At 59.4% G+C, this 17,763-nt stretch carries 11 protein-coding genes and 1 tRNA gene; 6 read left to right on the top strand and 6 right to left on the bottom strand.

Annotation, left to right across the window (positions count from 1 at the left end; all coding sequences use genetic code 11):
* Window positions 1-176: 176 nt before the first annotated feature.
* A complete protein-coding gene (locus ACWCIA_RS17900) occupies window positions 177-1,067 on the top strand; it encodes an HNH endonuclease (RefSeq protein WP_454165485.1) in 891 nt (296 codons plus the stop codon).
* A 118-nt stretch (window positions 1,068-1,185) separates the two neighbouring features.
* Complete coding sequence (locus ACWCIA_RS17895; RefSeq protein WP_454165423.1) at window positions 1,186-2,601, top strand: hypothetical protein; 1,416 nt, start codon at window positions 1,186-1,188, stop codon at window positions 2,599-2,601.
* A 313-nt stretch (window positions 2,602-2,914) separates the two neighbouring features.
* Here ACWCIA_RS17895 and ACWCIA_RS17890 read toward each other — a convergent pair whose 3' ends face one another.
* Window positions 2,915-3,376, bottom strand: a complete 462-nt coding sequence (locus tag ACWCIA_RS17890; RefSeq protein ID WP_454165421.1) for a hypothetical protein — start codon at window positions 3,374-3,376, stop codon at window positions 2,915-2,917.
* Between the two features lie 936 nt (window positions 3,377-4,312).
* Between ACWCIA_RS17890 and ACWCIA_RS17885 the strand changes: the two genes are divergently transcribed.
* Window positions 4,313-4,609: a hypothetical protein gene (locus ACWCIA_RS17885; protein ID WP_454165419.1), complete on the top strand. Its 297-nt coding sequence runs from the start codon at window positions 4,313-4,315 to the stop codon at window positions 4,607-4,609.
* 140 nt (window positions 4,610-4,749) lie between these two features.
* On the opposite strand, the gene ACWCIA_RS17880 is transcribed toward ACWCIA_RS17885, so the two are convergent.
* The 5 genes from ACWCIA_RS17880 to ACWCIA_RS17860 all read right to left on the bottom strand — a co-directional run bounded on the left by ACWCIA_RS17880 (window position 4,750) and on the right by ACWCIA_RS17860 (window position 13,012).
* A complete protein-coding gene (locus ACWCIA_RS17880; RefSeq protein ID WP_454165417.1) occupies window positions 4,750-5,490 on the bottom strand; it encodes a M48 family metallopeptidase in 741 nt (246 codons plus the stop codon).
* 17 nt (window positions 5,491-5,507) lie between these two features.
* A complete protein-coding gene (locus tag ACWCIA_RS17875; protein WP_454165415.1) occupies window positions 5,508-8,825 on the bottom strand; it encodes a type I restriction endonuclease subunit R in 3,318 nt (1,105 codons plus the stop codon).
* On the bottom strand, window positions 8,825-10,123 hold the full coding sequence (locus tag ACWCIA_RS17870) for a restriction endonuclease subunit S (protein ID WP_454165413.1): 1,299 nt from the start codon (window positions 10,121-10,123) through the stop codon (window positions 8,825-8,827). Before ACWCIA_RS17870 ends, ACWCIA_RS17875 begins: the two co-directional genes overlap by 1 nt.
* The gene (locus tag ACWCIA_RS17865) at window positions 10,116-12,638 is read right to left on the bottom strand and encodes an N-6 DNA methylase (RefSeq protein ID WP_454165411.1); all 2,523 of its coding nucleotides are present in this window, start codon (window positions 12,636-12,638) and stop codon (window positions 10,116-10,118) included. Before ACWCIA_RS17865 ends, ACWCIA_RS17870 begins: the two co-directional genes overlap by 8 nt.
* Window positions 12,639-12,921: 283 nt before the next feature.
* Window positions 12,922-13,012 (bottom strand) — tRNA-Ser (locus tag ACWCIA_RS17860).
* A 287-nt stretch (window positions 13,013-13,299) separates the two neighbouring features.
* Here ACWCIA_RS17860 and ACWCIA_RS17855 point away from each other — a divergent pair.
* From ACWCIA_RS17855 to ACWCIA_RS17845, 3 genes are all read left to right on the top strand, one after another.
* Entirely contained in the window at window positions 13,300-14,802 is a 1,503-nt protein-coding gene (locus ACWCIA_RS17855) for a PhoX family protein (RefSeq protein WP_454165409.1), read from the top strand.
* Between the two features lie 25 nt (window positions 14,803-14,827).
* Window positions 14,828-15,415 (top strand): PEP-CTERM sorting domain-containing protein, encoded by a 588-nt coding sequence (locus tag ACWCIA_RS17850; protein WP_454165407.1) that lies wholly within the window; start codon window positions 14,828-14,830, stop codon window positions 15,413-15,415.
* Between the two features lie 142 nt (window positions 15,416-15,557).
* Window positions 15,558-17,630 carry a hybrid sensor histidine kinase/response regulator gene (locus tag ACWCIA_RS17845; protein ID WP_454165405.1) on the top strand — a complete coding sequence of 691 codons (2,073 nt, stop codon included), beginning with the start codon at window positions 15,558-15,560 and terminating at the stop codon, window positions 17,628-17,630.
* Window positions 17,631-17,763: the final 133 nt, after the last annotated feature.

The raw sequence follows: 17,763 nt of genomic DNA, 5'->3' as shown, positions 1-17,763 counted from the left end.
TGGGCACAGCTATCCCACTGCAGATGACCCGTCCTTTAAAGCGGGTCTACCTCCATTTTTAAGTATCCGCACCAGCGGTGAGAAGGTGGGAACGACGCATTGAAACTTTCTCATCAAGGTAATGCCACAAATTCATCGTTAATGCGTACAATTTTGAGCTTATAAATTTGCACACGGTGAAGGATTTTGAGATGCGGATGATTCAGGAAGCACAAAAGCATGCTGCACGGCTCGCCTCTTGCGCCAGCAAAGCCGGGACAACCGAGCTGTATAACTCGTGCCTTGGCATGGTCATCGATATGGCGGTTGCGCTGGGCTGTGATCAAGCGCGAAATACTTCGGACCCCGGCTATGGCGTTCTTTTCGAGATCAAAGGGCGTAATACCACTGGGCGGAATAGCGGTGGCCAGTTCTCGTTCTTTGCGAGCCGGCCGAAGTTCGAAAGGGGTGTCGTCGCGCTCTCGATCAGCGACGATGCGGTTGGCGATCGCGCCGCTGCGTTGCGTGCCCGGGTGAGCGAAATCTGCCGCAAGCATGGCGTGGCCGTACAAGGGGATCGACGTTACACCTGGCCGGCAATTGGTTTTACATCGGTTGCCGCCGGCAAGCGGATTGTGCAGGAAATAACCGCTTTCCTTCTTGACCAAGAGCCACCCGCGCCTGATCCGGAATCTACGACAGACCAAGTGGTCCTACGCGCGATCAAGGAACGGCGCGGCCAGGATGAGTTCCGGCAGCGGCTGATCTCGGCCTATGGTGGCCGGTGCGCCATCTCTGGCTGCGGCGTCGTCGAAGCGCTAGAGGCGGCACATATTGTTCCGCATTCGATCAATGCCAGCTATGCCGGTTCGAATGGTTTGCTGATGCGCGCGGACATCCACACGGTATTCGATTTACACCTGCTATCCGTTTGTCCCGACACCCTTCTCGTGAAAGTCAATCCCCGATTAAGGCCAGAGTACACTCAGTTCGAAAATCAGACTCTTCCTTTGCCGAAAATCCTACCCGATCGGCCCGACAGGGAAGGCCTGGCCCTTCACTATGCACTTTACCAGTCCTTGTTATAGCTACTGCGCTAAGCCAAGACAGCATGATTGCCTGGGGCCTCCCCGCAAGGAACAAACCACGTCCCTCAATGACGGATGAGCGCTGCCGCCTGCGCATTCAATCGGTCGACGCAAAACGATGGAGCGCGTCAAATACATCGCCAACTGGGCTGAGAAAAACCACGAGCCCCACCACCCCTTTTTAAATATGCCACTTGATCAATTAAAAGACACACGCTCACGCTGGAGTATCCTGTCAAAAGTAGACCAGCTTGGGGCCATCGATTTTTGGACATTGACGATCAGCCTTGATGCCTTGAGTCCAACGGACACTGCTGGCTTGAGTGTGGACGACCTTCAACTCCCCAAAGGCACAATCTTCAACTACGCCGAATATGAACGCAGAAAGAGAGTGTTGGCGCTCGCAGCTCACGAATACGCGCATTTCGTGGATGCCACTTCCTCCCTCTGGGGAATGCGTCACTTAAGCTACATCAATGCGTGCCATAATGTCGGTAGCCGGAGCGAGGCTGAATTCTTTGTTTTAAAGCATGCCTATGATTACATGCGTTCCATACGGCTTCCGGATTACTACACCACGATCAATCGGAAGCTTCCATCTCAACGTCCTTGGGGCAGCGATATCACAAGCGGAGTACTATTCTCAAGCGACGGGAGAATTACTGATCGGCCAGTCATCTTTATGAATTTTCTTACAACGGATGGGGACCGGATCGTCCGCTCCCCGCTCTCCGTCGTATCGCTTCTGGAGGCATCTGCTATGGCCAAGGAGATCGAAGTTCGCATGCGATTGATCGCACACCTGCAAGAGCCCGAAAAAAAGGTGGAAGAGCATCTTTTACGTGAGGAACTCCTGAACTACATCTACAATCCAGAAATCACCGAATATTCTGCATGCTTCCATCTTCTAGCAAATTTGCAGAATGAAAAAGATCTCGGAATTGTCTCCAGAGCCGTTGGTAAATTATCCCGTATCGTTCTTAATGCGCCCCAAATCGCCTTTATAACGGCGAGCAAAGGCATTAAAGCATACGCTGATAAAATAAGGCTGCCCCAAACGAGCTTGGAAGTTGAAAGAATGAAGTCTGCTCTAGAAAAATATGACAGAGGAGCCCTTTTTTTTCTTATTGCCGTCTTGCTTCCAAAAGATTCACTTGAGTCAGAGAAAATGTTCCTTTCCGGCCTGGAGATTGCTTTGAGGTCTGTCGGTCTCAGTATCGAGAAAATAAGACGCGGATCGTACCAAGAGGCTGAGAATCTGCAGGCGGAATTATCAACCTCAGCGTTGCAATCAATTAAATCGTTCGCTATCTGTGGTTATGAGAACTTCAAAAAAATCTTTCCCGCCGGGCTAGAGTATCCTTTAGAACAGCTTTCTCTTCCGCCGGCATTGCATGGCGACGCCGACATGACGCCATACACGTTCAATGCTCGCCAGACAAACTCTTTACGAACCTTCAATCTTGAGACGGCGTATGACGAACTAGTCAAATGCCAGTTGAAAGCGGAGAATTTCGCAGATGCGTGCTTATAGCGGAACTAAGCCAAACTGGTGCGGCATTCGCAGCTTTTGTGCGTCGAACTAATGGGTGCGCCATGACGAACTCGACGGCGATGTGGTGCTGTAAGGGATCAGACTAATTTTTTTCAGCCTCGATCCCACAGGTCGCTTACTCCGGTGTCGATAGTGTCGAACGTGCCGGTCGCAGATGGGTACAGCTATCCCACCGCAGTGGGAGGTTCCTTGCGGCGGGCCTACCTCCACCTTGAAGTGTCCGGGTCGGGTATGGCGCGGCACCTCTTGTTGTGGGAGGAAAAAATGGAAGAGCCCTTGAGGGGCGACACCGCTAGTGCGTGTCCACATCTGGTTTGCGCGACCGGAGCACGTAACGCGTACACAGAAACGCAATGGTCGCGCACGTAAGGATCTTCGCGAGGGCAAGCATGCCTCCCGACAGGTGCAGCACGTTCGCGAGCAGCCAGTACAGCGCGCAGGTGGCGGCAATCAGCAATGCGGTCCTGCGGCCCTGAGGCGGCTTAATCGGCGATGTAGCCCCTGCAGACCGAGTGAACTGGATCGTGCCGTCGGCGTTGCGGTGTGTGAACATAAAGGCCAATACGGCCACTAAGCACACGACTATCATGAAGACATCTAGTTCTGGCGGTATGTCGTCCAAAAGGCCGATGGAGCGAAGGAGCCAGAACGTGCCGAGGGTACCCAGCACCGCCCCGAGTACGCCGAACCAGAAAATCCGCGTGGCGGCACGCTGGTCAGTATCGGCTCTGCTGTGTGATGGACTTTTAGACATTGTGCGCTCCAATGTGAGGGGGCTAGAAAACCAGATCAGCTTCAACCTGCCTAGCGGCAACAGCCACCAGCGCGACCGTCTAGCGCGGGCGCATACGGCGGATAACCCGACAACGCAGGCACTCTACTGACCCACGCTCAGCGCACGGTTGAGGTTCCGCATGCAGTGCGAATAACGCCATGGCTTCCTACAAAGCAGCCGTACTTCCCCGCCCGCGCCACTTCAGGTACTGTTGAGTCCGCCTAGCTTAGTGTACGGTCAACCTGACCATCAACGCGCATCGACACAATCGACACAATCGACACACAAAAGGCGCGTAATCCCAGTTGACGGCAAAAGCAGGAAATCTCTGAACCTGGTCCAACCAGGAAAACTGACGCAGTGTCCGCAAATTTTGTGCGTCGAACTAATGGGTGCGTCATGAAGAACTCGAACGGCTGGACACCTGAACGTAGGGCCAAACAGGCGGAGGCAATTCGTCGTTGGGAGCCGTGGCGCAAGTCGACTGGCCCGCGCACATCTGACGGAAAGGCGATTGCAAGCCGCAATGGTCGTAGCCCGAACCCGTGCCGCCAGGAGCTGGCCGTGATCGAGGCAGAGCTGAAGCAGGTCACACGTCTGGTACGCCGCTGCATAAGGCGCAGGGGGCGTGGAAAAGGAGGTTCGGAACAAAGTCGGCCGCGACCCGATGGACGCGAGGTTGATATGCAGATGATGAACCTGGTGGCCTCGGACTGACCAGCTTACTGCAGCAGGATGGAGCTGGCGATGAGCGCATCAGTGTAGCCGCGCCAACGCCGTCGTCTGTACCGCCTGGGTCCAGCTCAAGAGCTTGCGATCGTGCACATTTCACGGTAGTTTGCCGGAGTCGACAACAAGTATTCGGTGCTCAGCGCCCGCAGACGGCCGGAGGCCGTATTTCCACAAGGTTGATTTATGGCTAACTTTATCAAAATTGCAGACTTGGAAGAGACGTGCGATTTTATCGACCTCGACCAAGTGACGAAGGTCTCGTGTACGGTGAGGCGCCATCAGACTGGTGGTGGGCTCAACATTGAAAGTTTTTCTGACCCGTCCGTACCGAGGAGTACACCGTCACGGGAGTCAGTAACTGCTGTGATTATTCTTCACACGAGCGGCGGAACCGGGGAGTTGCGCTTCAGTGATCTCGATGAGGCAGCACAGTGGGCCCAAGAAAATCTGGGAATCGCTGTCCCTTTTGATCAGTTCTAACTCGAAAGAGAAGTAATCGCGCGACCATTTCGACCGGCGTAGTCTAGGTCGATGCGGCATCAGGCGGATTACGATGCAAAAGGCGAATCCCGAAGATCCACTAAAGATTCTGCTCTAAGTGAAGTAGTCTGTCGCCGTTCTCAAATCCCTTCAACGTCGATTCCGTGCTCGGCCAGCCAGGTCTTGCGCTGCGCGAAATCGGGCATCGCTCGCTCGATGCGGAGCCAGAATGCTGGTGTGTGATGTGGTTCGTGCAGGTGGGCGATCTCGTGCACGACAACATATTCGGCGATGCGCGCCGGCAGCAAGATAGACTTCCAGTGGAAGTACAGCCAGTTGCCCTTGCCGCAGGACCCCCAGCGGTAACCCAGGTCCTGCACCTTGACCCCGGCAGGTGCCACTTCCATCCGTGCCTGATACTCGGACACCCGACCCGCGAGCCAAGCCCGAGCGCGCTCGCTGTACCAACGGATGAAGTGGTCTCGCGCATCTGGTAACGCATCGCGACGCAGGGCAAAACGACCATTGATCAGCTTTAGGGGCCCATCCTGTTCGTCCACCAGCTTCAGCCGGTGGCTGCGTCCGAGGTACAGAAACCCTTCACCACCCACAAATTCCTTACGTGGGACCTGTCGTTGCAGTCGGTCCTTTTCGGCCAGCTTGGTATAGATCCAAAACCGCTTTTCAAGAACGAACGCCCGCAACTCGGCTTCATCTACGCTCGGTGGCGCGGACAGCACCAAGGCGCCGTCGCGTTCCACGGTTATCTCAATCGTCCTGCGCCGCGCACTGTGGCGGATCGTGAAATAAAGGTCATCGACCTTCAACGGACGGGCTGCGTCTGCAGCGGGACGGTCGGCTCGCTCTGGGTTGCGGTTCATCGGTGATGCGGGAATTTTTACAGTTGTGCCAGCTTATCGTGGTTCGCGCGAGCCTGTTCCATCAACTTATCAGCGAGTAGGCCGGCTTTGTCGGTATCCACCAATGGCGGGCGTAGGCGCATCAGGTACTCGAATAGCTGCGTATTCAGACCTTCCTGTGCCGCGCGCTTGTAGGGACTCCAAATATCGCGGTTGCCTTGCAGTTCCTGCACTAGTAGGTCGACCAGATCCACGGTGACATCCTTCAGGCGCAGCAACTCGGGCGCCGACGGCGTCTGGCCATTACAAATCACGTCCAGGACGGTGCGCAAGAACGGCGCGCAATGCTCGGGCAAGTCGCTTGGCGCATCGGCACTGCCTGCCGTGCCAGTGCGCAGTTCCCCAATAATCTTCTGCAGTTGCGAGATCACCTCGTCCCACTTTTCACCTAGCGTCTTGAGAATGTCGTTCAAGTGCTCGGAGAGCTTACGGTACAGAACCGGGTCTTCATCAGCGTGCTTACTGATATGTGACCGAATTGCGTGCTCCATCTCGGAAGCCTTCGCGCGGTCGTTTGCTTCTCGAGCAATGTGCGTATCGAATTCGGCATCGGTCAGCTGAATCGGCGGGATTTTCGGATCAACTCCCAACGAGATCACGTGATCGTCGATCAGCTTACGGACCTTGGCGCCGACATCCTTACCCAGTACCGGGGTGTCCTTGTAGCGGTTGCGCGCGCGGGCGTAGATGTAAGCCAGGCGCTTGGCGTCGCCGGAGTAGGGCAGTCCCTCGGGGCGCGGCAACACCGTGTCGAGCGAGCCCAGGAAAGCCTTGAGTTTCACGGCGAACTCGGCGCGCAGTTGCTCGCTGCCCAGTACCTCGACGCACGCTTCGATGTCGTCCAGCGATTCGATGCCCCTCTGGCGAAACAGATCCACCACGCGCAGATGCCGGCTGCGCAACACTGGAACCTCGTCCTTGAGACTGGCCAGTGCGCCTTCTACGTCCTCATCTGCGTAGGCCGCCAGCGCCTCTTTCAAATGCTGGGCTACGCCGTAATAGTCCACCACGATGCCGCAGCGTTTGCCGAAGCCGGTACGGTTGACGCGGGCAATCGCCTGCAGCAGCTCCGCCTCGCGGATAGGACGGTCGAGGTACATCACGCCTTCGATCGGCGCATCAAAGCCGGTCAGCAACATCGACTTCACGACCAAGAAGGCCAGTGGGTCAGTCCTCTCGGGCTTGGCATTAAACAGCGGCTTCTTGAACCGCTTGATCAGTTGCTCGTGCGCGGTGCCATCTGTCCACTTCTTCCAACCCGGGTCATCATTATTGCTGCCCGAGATGATGGGCGCGAACTCGATGCGCGCCAATGTGTCGCGGTAGCGCCATGCCTGCACCATCGCTTGCAATTTGGCCGAACGTTGGCACAACGACTCGTCATCCAGTGCCTTGTCTTCGGGCGAAAGCGCCTCGGCCTCGGCCAGCAACTCGTCGCGGGCCTGCTTCAAGGCAGAAAAATACCGAATGGCCGATAACCGGCTATATGCCACCACCTGCGCCTTGTAGCCGTTGGGCAAGATGTTGGTGACGTAGTGGCGAATGATGTCGTGGGCCTTGTCGGCGATTATCGCTGGCGCGTCGAAAATGTGGCCTTTGGTAGCGTACTTCTTCTTAATCGCCTCGAGTTCCTCAGGCGTATGCTGACGGAAAAGGTCCTCGAATAATTCGTCCAGGCTGGCGCCGTCCTTGATCGCGCCGTTGGCCGTGCGGCCCTCGTAGAGCACTGGCACCGTCGCGCCGTCGGCTTCGGCCTCCTTGATGGTGTAACGGTCGATGAACTCACCAAAAATCTCATGGGTGCGCTTCTTTTCGCCCATGATGATTGGGGTGCCGGTAAAGCCGATGCGTGCGCAGTTGGGCAGGCCTGCCAGCAGGTTGGCGTGCAGATCGCCGGCTTGGGTGCGGTGCGCCTCGTCCACCAGCACGAGGATGCTGTCGTCCTCGTTCAGCACCTCGAATTTTTCGCTGACTTTGTAAGTAGCCTTCGGATCTTCCACCTTAGGCAGATCGGCTGCTGTCAGCGGCGCGTCTCCGGCAGTATCCGGGTCGCGGTATTTCTGGATCGTGGCAAAGATCAGCCCCGGACCCTTGCGCCGCGCCAGCGCCTTGACGCCCACCGTGCTCTCGGCCACGTCCACCGCCTCGCCGGTCAACGTGGCAGTAACGGATAACTGCCCCTGCAGGTCCTTGCGGTCAGTGACGACAATGACCTTGAAGCGCCGCAGTTGTGTGTCCGCGCGCATTTTGCGCACCAGGAACACCATGGTCAGGCTCTTGCCCGAACCTTGGGTATGCCAGATGATGCCGCCCCGCGTATCGTGTTCGCCATGCTGTAAGCGGGTCTGGCCGGTCTTGAGCCGGGCAATCGCGCGGTTGACCGCTCGGTACTGCTGGTAGCGGCACACCGTCTTGATGGTCTGGCCGCTTGCCTGCATGAACAGCATGAAGTTCTTCACAATATCCAGCAGATGCGAGGGCGTGAGCAGCCCAGCGATCAGACGTTCCTGTTCCGAGAGCGCGGGCTTGTCCAAGCCGTGCGTCACCTCGATCTCACTACCTTTGCCATCGGGGCCGACCACCGTTTTCCACTGAGCGTAGTGCTCAAAGGCGGCGCCGACGCAGCCTACGCGTGCCTCGTCAAAGCTGGTAGCCACTAGCAACTGGTTGGTGGCAAAGAGGGCCTCATTGCCCTCATTGTCATCCACCTCGAAAGCGGCCTTGCGCTGGTTGCTATAACGCCGCAGTTGATCAACAGCCTCGGCCAGTGGCTCGGGAATGGATGGGCTCTTGCACTCGACGACCACCAGCGGGATGCCGTTCACCAGCAGCACTAAGTCGGGCACGATGAAAGCTTTGCCGCTGTTAAAGCCGGGAGGGCAGTCCACGCGATACTGATTGATCACCGTGAAACGGTTGTTGGCCGGGGTTTCCCAATCGATGTAGCGGATGGTCTGACCCCGGCCGCCGTCCCAACCGGTCAGTCCCTCGACCGTCAAGCCACGGACTAAGAGTGCGGTAGCCTTTTCGTTGGCCTCCATTAGCTTGTGCGTGCCCAAGCGTGTGATGGCCGCCACGGCTTCGAATAGTCTTTCATCGTCTAACCATGGCGCACCGTCTACGCCTGGGTTTAGCGCACGCAGTTGGCTGCGTAAGACCCCTTCCTGAATTGCCTCGGCGAAGTCGGATCGCCCTGTTACTGCGGGGTCGTCAAGACTGCCTACGATATGTGACCAACCCAGTGTCTGCAGCTGGGCCACGAATGGTTTTTCGACGTCTTCGAGTTCCCAGCCCATCAGGTATCCCCGTGTTGTTTTGCCTCGGGCAGCGGAGGAGTCGTACGGACGCGGCCGGTGAGTAAGTCGTTCATCAGGCCGCTCTTTTGTCGGATCAGCTTTCTCTGGAGTTCTTGCTCATACGCAAGCAATTCTGAGCATGCATCCATCCGTGATGAGATTGCAATTGACTCGTCATAGGGGAGATTGTGCACAAGTAACTCTCGGACGGTTTCAATGCCGAGCGCAGGCTGTGAGGTTGTGTTTGTAATATCAAGAATCTGTCGCTCGAAAGGTGAAGAACAAATCGTCCAGTAAAGAAAAGAGTTTTTGTGCTTCGGCTGGATCAATAGGACATTTGCTGTGATTGCATATCGTCCCTTGGGAAGTAACTTTGGTTTTCCGATCGTTCCTATCTTTCCGAAAATGATATCTCCTTCTCGAATGGAAAAGCGGCGCTCTTGCTTTTCTAAGGCGGGCCAAACAACTTTCCGGCACGAAATCAGATCAATATTGCCAGCAGAATCAAAGTCACCGATGCCGATATATGGCGCGCCGTCTTCCTGTTCTTTGGGGGTTCTGTGGTCCGGTTGTGGGTCTACAACGTCTGCCAACTCCTGCAACGGACTTACTTCCCACTCATTGGGAATCCATCCAAGGGGCGACGGCTTGTAGAGATGCGGTGCCTCGGCTTGTGGGGGGCGCAGTTCGCCGTTGACGTTAATGCCGCGGGTCAGCAAGTCGTGGAGCAGCCCCTGCTTGACGCCCTTGAGCTTAGCGACGATCGCCTCAGTTTGGTTGATGGCGGTGTCAAGGGTGTCGAGTATTTCACCAATGAGTTGCTGCTCAGTAGGTTGCTGAGGGCACGAAAACCGGATTTTTCGAAGCAACTGAATTCCGAGGGATGACCGGGTGGTACCGGTAAGCAGCTTAGCCACGGCGTCATCCCATTCTTTTGACTGTAGAAACTGGGCTAAAAAGCTGGGAATAACACTGTATGGTTTAATCAACGCCATTGTTGGCGAGAGCGCAAAAGGCTCAGTTATTTCTCCAAAGCGCATCACCTTCCCAACAGTCGCAACCCGTCCATAAGCAATATCACCTTTGGCAACCGAATAACGATTCTTGTGTTCGTCCAAGACTGCCGGACTAACCTTACGAGCTGAAGACGCAAGAATTTCCCCGGTTGGTGTTATGTCTCCAATACCAACGAACGGGATACCGCCTTCCACCTCTGGAGGTGCCCTGTGGCTTGGGTGAGGGTCAATAACCTCAGCCACGTCGCCCAGAGTCGGCTGGTTCCAATCGACCTTAAACATATTGCAACCCCTTCAAGAACCCTTGCAACGCGTTCGCCGCTGCATCGCGCTTGTCTTCGATTTCGGTCAGCGTCACCCGGTATTTGTCCCACCAGTTCTCGAACGCGGCCACAATTTGCTTGCGCTGAGCAGCCATGTGGCGCTCGACGATGGCTTGCATGTCGTTGTGCAGAATGGTCAGCAGCAAGTCGGCGGCGGCTTCCGGCGTCAGCCCTTCAACGGCCGTGGCGATGTGCTGCTTGAAGCTGTCGTTCTTGGCCTTGAGTTGCTTCTTGACGGCGGTGAGTTCTTTTTTCCAAGCCTTGAGTTGAGCTTCGTCTACGCCGTCTTCCTCGTCGCCACCTTCCTCCGCAGCGTCGGCTTCGCCGTCCTCGCCCTCGCCCTCGCCCTCGCCCTCGCCCTCGCCATTCTTCGGGCTGACTGCCTTGATCTGGCTGTCCAGTTCGACCTTCTTGGCTTCAAGCTCGGTGATGGCCTCGACAAAATCACTCATCAGAAACTTAACGAGCTTGTGCTCCAGCGGCCTGTCCTTGCTGGCCTTGTCTTCCAAGGCGGTGACGATACTGGTGCGCCAGGCATCGGCCACGCCTTTGGCGCCGCGCGCCATTAGGGTGAGGAAGTCGTACTTTGTTTGGTACCAGAAGCCGGCAACGATGCCGCGCACCTGAAAGGGGTCGAGCAAACCGATGGCCTCCAGGCTTTGGCTGAAGCTGGCTAGCAGGTCGTTGCGCAGAGCCACCAAGCTAGCTGCATTATCCATTTGCCCGGACAGCGCAGTGATGCGTACGCTGTGTTCTTCCCACCACTGCTCGAAAGCGGCACGGATGGCCGCTTCCTTCGCGACCAATCCGGCATTGCCCTCGATGCTCGCTTTGAGGGCATGCCGTTTGCCGAGGGATGGCGCGAAGTCGTAATACTTGGCGTCCCTTTCGACAAGCAGGTCCATCGGGCTCAGTCCGTGGGCATTGAACAGTCCGGCTTTGTCTGCCACCTCAGCCTTGGGGATACCGCCCACCAGATGGGCGCGCACGTCGTGCGGCTCGGGCGGCGGTGCGTTGTCAGCATAGCGGCGGATGTTGAGGTTATAGTCGTTGGCTTTGAGTATGGCATTGTCGACGATGGACGAGAAGCCGTCGATGGCGCGAAATCCATCGAAGGTGGTGACGATCTTTTCGATGTGCTCGGGCAGAAGGTAGTTCTGAGCGCGGCCTTCGAAGAATTCGCGATCGGCATTGATGAACAGCACCTTGCCTTGGCGATCAAAGGGTTTGCCGCTGACGCGGTTAGCGCCGTTCTGCACCCGCTGGCGCAGGACCAGAATACAGGCTGGAATGCCAGTCCCGTAGAACAGGTTGGGGGCGACGCCAATGACTGCTTCAAGCAGGTCGTCTTCGATGATGCCGGCGCGGATGGTCTTTTCCTCACCACCCCGGAACAGCACGCCGTGAGGCAGAACGGTCGCCACCATGCCGCCGTCGCGCGTGACGGCAAGCATGTGCTGCAGGAACATCAAGTCGGCCTTCTTGGCGCCCAGCGGCACCTGGCCGTAGTGGAAGCGCTCAGTTTCAAACTTCGGCTTCCAGGCAGGATTGCCGTCGGCATCCTTCTCGGTATTGCCCCAGTGGATAGAGAACGGCGGATTGGTAAGGACGCGGTCGAACTGCATCAACTCGCCGCCCTCGACGTGCTGCGGCTCGGCCAAGGTGTCCTCGTTCTGTAGGTTGGCAGTGCTGATGCCGTGCAGCAGCATGTTCATCTTGGCGATGGACCAGACCGTGCCATTGAATTCCTGGCCGAACAGGTTGGCCTTGCGACCGTCTTCACCGTGCTCGTCGATGTATTCCTTGGCAGCGATCAGCATGCCGCCGGAACCGCAGCAGGGGTCATAGATATCATGCTTGAGTTCCGGCTTGATCAGCCGGACCATCATCCGCACTACGGAGCGCGGCGTATAGAACTCGCCGCCTTTCTTGCCCGCTGAATCGGCGAATTCGCCAATTAGGTACTCGTAGGCCGCGCCCAGCAGGTCCGGGAACTCGAAGTCTTCATTGCGTAGGCGGTATAGACCGAAGTGGGTGATGAGTTGGCGCAACTTAATGTCGGGGATTTTGCTCTGTCCGATCTTGCGGGTGAAATCGATATGTTCCAGAACGTCAGACAAGCTAGTGTTGGCCGTCTCGATGCCGGTCAGCGCTTTATTCAGGTAGTCGCCTACGTTGTGGTGCGCCTCGTTAAGCAAGAATTTGTAGCGCGACTGTGGCGGTACCCAGAAGGAACCTTCCTTTTTGTACCAACGCGGGTTCTCGGCGGACAACTTCGCGTCAGCCTCACTTTTCCCTGCGTCGATTTCCAACTTTATGACGTCTTCACGGCGCTGGTCGAACACGTCGGAGCAGCGCTTCAGAAACAGCATTCCAAAGATATATTCCTTGAACTCGGACGCATCCATTTTTCCGCGCAAAATGTCGGCGGCCCTGAACAGGTGGCGTTCGAGCTGGGGTAAGGTTAAGGGCATTGAAAAATCCTAACGGTGTTGCGGGCGGGCGCCCAGTAGAGTGTCTTTAAGGAAAGACCTACAGTTTCGCAATGAATAAGCACTTGTACAAGGACTTGTTGTGGCAACGTGCCTTGCGGGCCGATTTTGACAGAGCACGTAGGTCGAAACGAAAAAATTGCAGCAAAAACAGCAAAGCCCGCACAGGGCGGGCTTCGGGAAGCGCTTGTTTCACGCAATCTCATTTCTTTTGAGGGGTCGTTTGGGGGGTACAGCCCGTTCGACCAATTTCTTACTCTTGTCTTGGCGGAGAGAGGGGGATTCGAACCCCCGATAGGCTATGAACCTATACACGCTTTCCAGGCGTGCGACTTAAACCACTCATCCATCTCTCCTGCATGCTTCGCTCTCGCGAAGCCGCCTATTATAGCAACAATTCTCGGCAGTTCAAGCGGAATCCTGCCGCCTGCACGTATCAAGCAGGCGACGCACCACTTCACCCCATCCTGTAGCAAATATTTAATCTTGTCATTTTGCTGTCATCGAACGGTAGTTTTTGGCTGGTGTAATGGACTCATCCGCGCTGCACAGGCGCGGCAGGACCGGCGGCAGGGAAGCGCTGGTCGTCCTACCCCGTCGCCGGGTCGACCCGGTTCGACTGACCTTTCGGAGAATGCTCAGCATGACAGACAAGAACATCTCGCCATCGCGGCGCAACCTGCTCAAGGGCGTCGCTGGTGCTTCGGCCTTGCCCTTTGTCGGCGCCTTCGTGGCGATGCAGTCGCAGCAGACCCAGGCCGCCAACGGCTCGACCGCGCTGATCGACAGCCCTTACGGGCCGATCAGCCCGGTCAACGACATGACCACCGGCCTGCCGCTGCTGCAGCTGCCGCCGGGCTTTACTTATAAAAGCTTCGGCTGGCGCGGCGATACGATGACGGATGGGAAGCCGTGCCCGGGTGGGCATGACGGCATGGGCGTCATCGTGTCGCGCAAGGTTGGGCGCAGCAGCGAGCTGGTGCTGGTGCGCAATCACGAGATCGGCGCCGCGTCGGCCGCCAATTTCCTCAATGCGCCGGGCGTCTACGATGGCGGTCCGAATACGGTCGGCTCGAACAACCGCTTCGGCGGCGGCACCACCAACCTGATTTTCCGCGACGGTAACTGGGTCAGCATGACGCCGAGCCTGGGCGGCACCCAGACCAACTGCGCCGGCGGCGTCACGCCCTGGGGCACCTGGCTGACCTGCGAGGAAGTCGGTTCCGACGCCGTCAGCGCCTCCGGCCGCAAGCATGGCTATGTGTTCGAGGTGACGGCCGACCCGTCGCGCACCACCGGCCTGCCGATCATCGGCATGGGCCGCTTCGCGCACGAAGCGGCGGCCGTCGATCCGGCTACCGGCGACGTCTACGAGACCGAAGATTCCTCGGGCAAGTCGGGCTTCTATCGCTATGTGCCGGACGTCAAAAACGGCGCGCCGGGTTCGCTGGCGATGGGCGGCGTGCTGCAGATGGCGAAGGTCAAGGGCATGGCCAACGTCAACCTCGGCACCGCGCCGATCAACGCGCGTTACGAACTCGAGTGGGTGACCATCGCCGATCCGGACCAGGACCGCGGCAACGCGACCGGGCCTGCCGGCGTCACGATCACGAATGCGGCCGGTCCCTTCGTGCAGGGCTGGACGCAGGGTGCGCTGCGCATGAACCGCGGCGAGGGCATCTGGTATGCGCAGGGCAAGATGTACGTGATGGACACCGCCGGCGGCGCCATCTCGCGCGGTGCGATCTGGGAACTCGACCTGGCCACGCAAGTGCTGACCTGTATCTACTCGAGCCCGAGCACGCTGGTCGGCAACATGGGCGACAACCTGACCGTCAGCCCGCGCAACGCGATCCTGATCTGCGAGGACGCCTCGACCGCCACGACCGACCAGTTCGGCTTCGGCCAGCGCCTGATGGGCATCACGAACGCCGGCGCCGCGTATATCTTCGCCAAGAACAACATCGTCCTGAGCGAAACCCAGCTCGTCGGCGCCGGCAAGCTGGCCAGCCTGGCGGGCGACCATCGCCGCAACGAACTGTGCGGCGCCTGCTTCGACCCGACCGGCCGCTACCTGTTCGTCAACATCCAGACGCCGGGCGTCACCTTCGCGATCGCCGGCCCCTGGGCCCGCGGCCCGCTGTAATCCAACAACACAACAGGGGAAAACCATGACCATCAAACACTTCGCCGCTGCCTGCGCCACCACGCTGGCGCTGGCCTGCGCCGGTTCCGCCAACGCCGCCGTCCTCCTCACCACCGGCGGCTCGCCGGCCAACACGATCACCGACTACAGCACGCCGGGCGCCGTCTCCTTCGACCTCGACCTGGAAAACTTCAACGCCGCCACGCTGCGTTTCTCGCTCGAAGAAGACGACCTGCTCGGGCCCCTGAGCCTGAACGCCATCGTCCGCAACCTGAGCGGCACCGCGTTGAACCAGTTTCAGTTCCGCCTGAAGGGCATCTCGTTCGCCGCGCCCGGCAGCGTCACGCCGACCTTCGGCACGCTGGGGGAGGTCGAGCACGGCGCTTCCTACGCCGGCATCGCCTTCGCCAGCCCCGAGTGGGCGGAATTCCATTTCGGCAATCCGCTCGACATCGAGGGCAGCGCCAACTGGTTCCTCGACACGCGCGGCCTGAACGCGGGCGACACCTTCGTCATCACCGCCAACGTGCCCGAGCCGTCGACGCTGGCCCTGATGCTGCCGACCCTGTGCATGGCCGGTTTCATGGCCGCGCGCCGCCGCCGGAAAGGCTGAGCCGACGCCTGATCGACTCTCCGGCGGGGTGTATTTACCCCGCCGGAATAGCCATTTGTGTCATTTCGTTAAGCACCGCACGGGCGGGGCGGGTGGGGTGGGCTAGCCTAGGCAACTAGTCTGCCCATCCCGAAAGCCCCGCATGCTGGACCCGTCTCTCTACCAACCGATTTTCGCCAGTTCGCCGGTCGGCGCCTGCATCCTCTCGCCCAGCGACGACCCGGTGATCCTCGACGTCAACGACGCCTTCCTGCGCAACGTTGCCCACACCCGCGAGCAGATCGTGGGCATGCGCCTGTTCGCCGCCTTTCCCGCCGATCCGAACGACCAGGACGATACCGGCGTCACGGCGCTCGGCAGGTCGCTGGCGCGCGTCATCGAGACCGGCGAGGCGCAGGCGATGGAGACGCAGCGCTACCCGGTGCGCTCGATCGGCGCGGACGGTGCCGAAGTCTTTGTCGAACGCTTCTGGAATGCCGTCAACACCCCGGTCTTCGACCAGCAGGGCGAGCTGCGCTGCATCTATCACGTCACCACGGAGGTCACCGAGCAGAAGCAGGCCGAGGAAGCGCTGCGCCTGAGCCAGCGCGAAGCGCTCGACGCGGCTGCGCAGGCCGAAGCCGGGCGCATGCGCCTGAAAGCCGTGCTCGAGGCCGCGCCGGTCGGCATCACGATGGTGTCCAGCAATGGCGAAGTGCTCGAAACGAACGCTGCCCACGAAGCCCTGTGGCGCCGCAGCGCCTTGCCGCGGGACGTGCCGCTGGACTTTTCCGAGTGGCGCGGCTGGTGGGCCGACGGTTCCGAGCGTCACGGGCAACCGGTCGCGCCTGGCGACTGGCCGCTGGCGCAGGCGCTGCAGGGTGTCACGCAGTCGCACCGGCTGATCGAAATCGAAACCTTCGACGAGCCGCCCCATCGCCGCGTGGTCGTGTGTTCGGCCGCGCCGATCCGCGACCGCGAGGGCACCGTGCTGGCGGCCGTGGTGGTGCTGCTCGACATGAGCGAGCGCCTGAAGGCCGAGGAAGCGCTGCGCGAAGCCGGCCGACGCAAGGACGAGTTCCTGGCCATGCTGGCGCACGAGCTCCGCAACCCGCTGGCGCCGATCATGGTCGCGGCCGAACTGCTGGGCCATGCGAGCGTCGACGTCGAGCGGGTAAAACGCACCGGCGCGGTGATCCTGCGCCAGGTGAAGCACCTGACCAGCCTGGTCGACGACCTGCTCGACGTCTCGCGCGTCACGCGCGGCCTGGTCGTGATCGACCGCCAGCGGGTCGACCTGCGCACGGTATTGGCCCAGGCCGTCGAGCAGGTGACGCCGCTGCTGCAGGCGCGGCGTCACTTTCTTGACGTGCGCCCGCAGGCGCAGCCGCTGGTGGTGTCGGGCGACGCCAAGCGCCTGATCCAGGTGCTGGCCAACCTCCTGAATAACGCCGTGAAATACACGCCGCCCGGCGGGCGCATCGAGGTCGACAGCCGCATCGATGGCGCCTCCGCCCAGGTGAGCGTGAGCGACAACGGCATCGGCATGAGCGAGGAATTGATCGGGCGCGCCTTCGAGCTGTTCGCCCAGGCCGAGCGCGGCGCCGACCGTACCCAGGGCGGGCTCGGCATCGGCCTGGCCGTGGTCAAGCGGCTGGTCGACCTGCACGGGGGATCGATCCGCGTCGAGAGCGGCGGGCCGGGGCAGGGCAGCCGCTTCACGATGTCGATTCCGCTGGCCGACAGCAGCGAAGCGCTGCCGCCGGCTCCCGCCCGGGAGCCGCTGGCGGGCGCCGGCGGACCGCTGAGCGTTATGGTGGTCGACGACAACGTCGACGCCGCCCAGATGCTGGCGATGATGATCGAAGCCTGCGGCTACCGGGTGCGTACCGAACACGCCTCGCAGGCGGCGCTGATCGCTTCCGCGAGCGATCCGGCCGACGTCTACCTGCTCGATATCGGCCTGCCGGAGATCGACGGCCTGGCGCTGGCGCAGTGCCTGCGCGCCAATCCGGCCACCGCCGGCGCGGTGCTGATCGCCGTCACCGGCTATGGCCGCGTCGAAGACCGCACGGCGTCCAGCCAGGCCGGCTTCGACTTCCACTTTGTGAAGCCGGTCGACAGCGAAGACCTGGCGAGACTGCTGCGCGACATTGCCACCCGCCTCCAGCGCGCCAGACCGGAACGGAGACAGAGTGGTTCGCGCGCCTGGCCGGCAAACGTGACACCCAGTTAGATCTTGCACAAGAGAAGTTTTACCAGGCAAAGGTTGCAGCCGAAATGGCGGCCCCAACTGACGTCTGGGTAAGGCGTAGTCCTACGGCTCCACGGCATGCACATGGTGGTCAGGCAGGCCAGCGCTGACTACG

It is taken from the genome of Massilia sp. SYSU DXS3249 (genome assembly GCF_053668055.1).
The sequence above is the reverse complement of the archived record's forward strand: the minus strand, read 5'-3'. Positions and strand labels throughout refer to the sequence as shown.

Bases quoted from the DNA above. Each gene is read 5' to 3' on its own strand.
- ACWCIA_RS17895 (WP_454165423.1), top strand. From the start codon at position 1,186: ATGGAGCGCGTCAAATACATCGCCAACTGGGCTGAGAAAAACCACGAG.
- ACWCIA_RS17890 (WP_454165421.1), bottom strand. From the start codon at position 3,376: ATGTCTAAAAGTCCATCACACAGCAGAGCCGATACTGACCAGCGTGCC.
- ACWCIA_RS17885 (WP_454165419.1), top strand. From the start codon at position 4,313: ATGGCTAACTTTATCAAAATTGCAGACTTGGAAGAGACGTGCGATTTT.
- ACWCIA_RS17880 (WP_454165417.1), bottom strand. From the start codon at position 5,490: ATGAACCGCAACCCAGAGCGAGCCGACCGTCCCGCTGCAGACGCAGCC.
- ACWCIA_RS17875 (WP_454165415.1), bottom strand. From the start codon at position 8,825: ATGGGCTGGGAACTCGAAGACGTCGAAAAACCATTCGTGGCCCAGCTG.
- ACWCIA_RS17870 (WP_454165413.1), bottom strand. From the start codon at position 10,123: ATGTTTAAGGTCGATTGGAACCAGCCGACTCTGGGCGACGTGGCTGAG.
- ACWCIA_RS17865 (WP_454165411.1), bottom strand. From the start codon at position 12,638: ATGCCCTTAACCTTACCCCAGCTCGAACGCCACCTGTTCAGGGCCGCC.
- ACWCIA_RS17855 (WP_454165409.1), top strand. From the start codon at position 13,300: ATGACAGACAAGAACATCTCGCCATCGCGGCGCAACCTGCTCAAGGGC.
- ACWCIA_RS17850 (WP_454165407.1), top strand. From the start codon at position 14,828: ATGACCATCAAACACTTCGCCGCTGCCTGCGCCACCACGCTGGCGCTG.
- ACWCIA_RS17845 (WP_454165405.1), top strand. From the start codon at position 15,558: ATGCTGGACCCGTCTCTCTACCAACCGATTTTCGCCAGTTCGCCGGTC.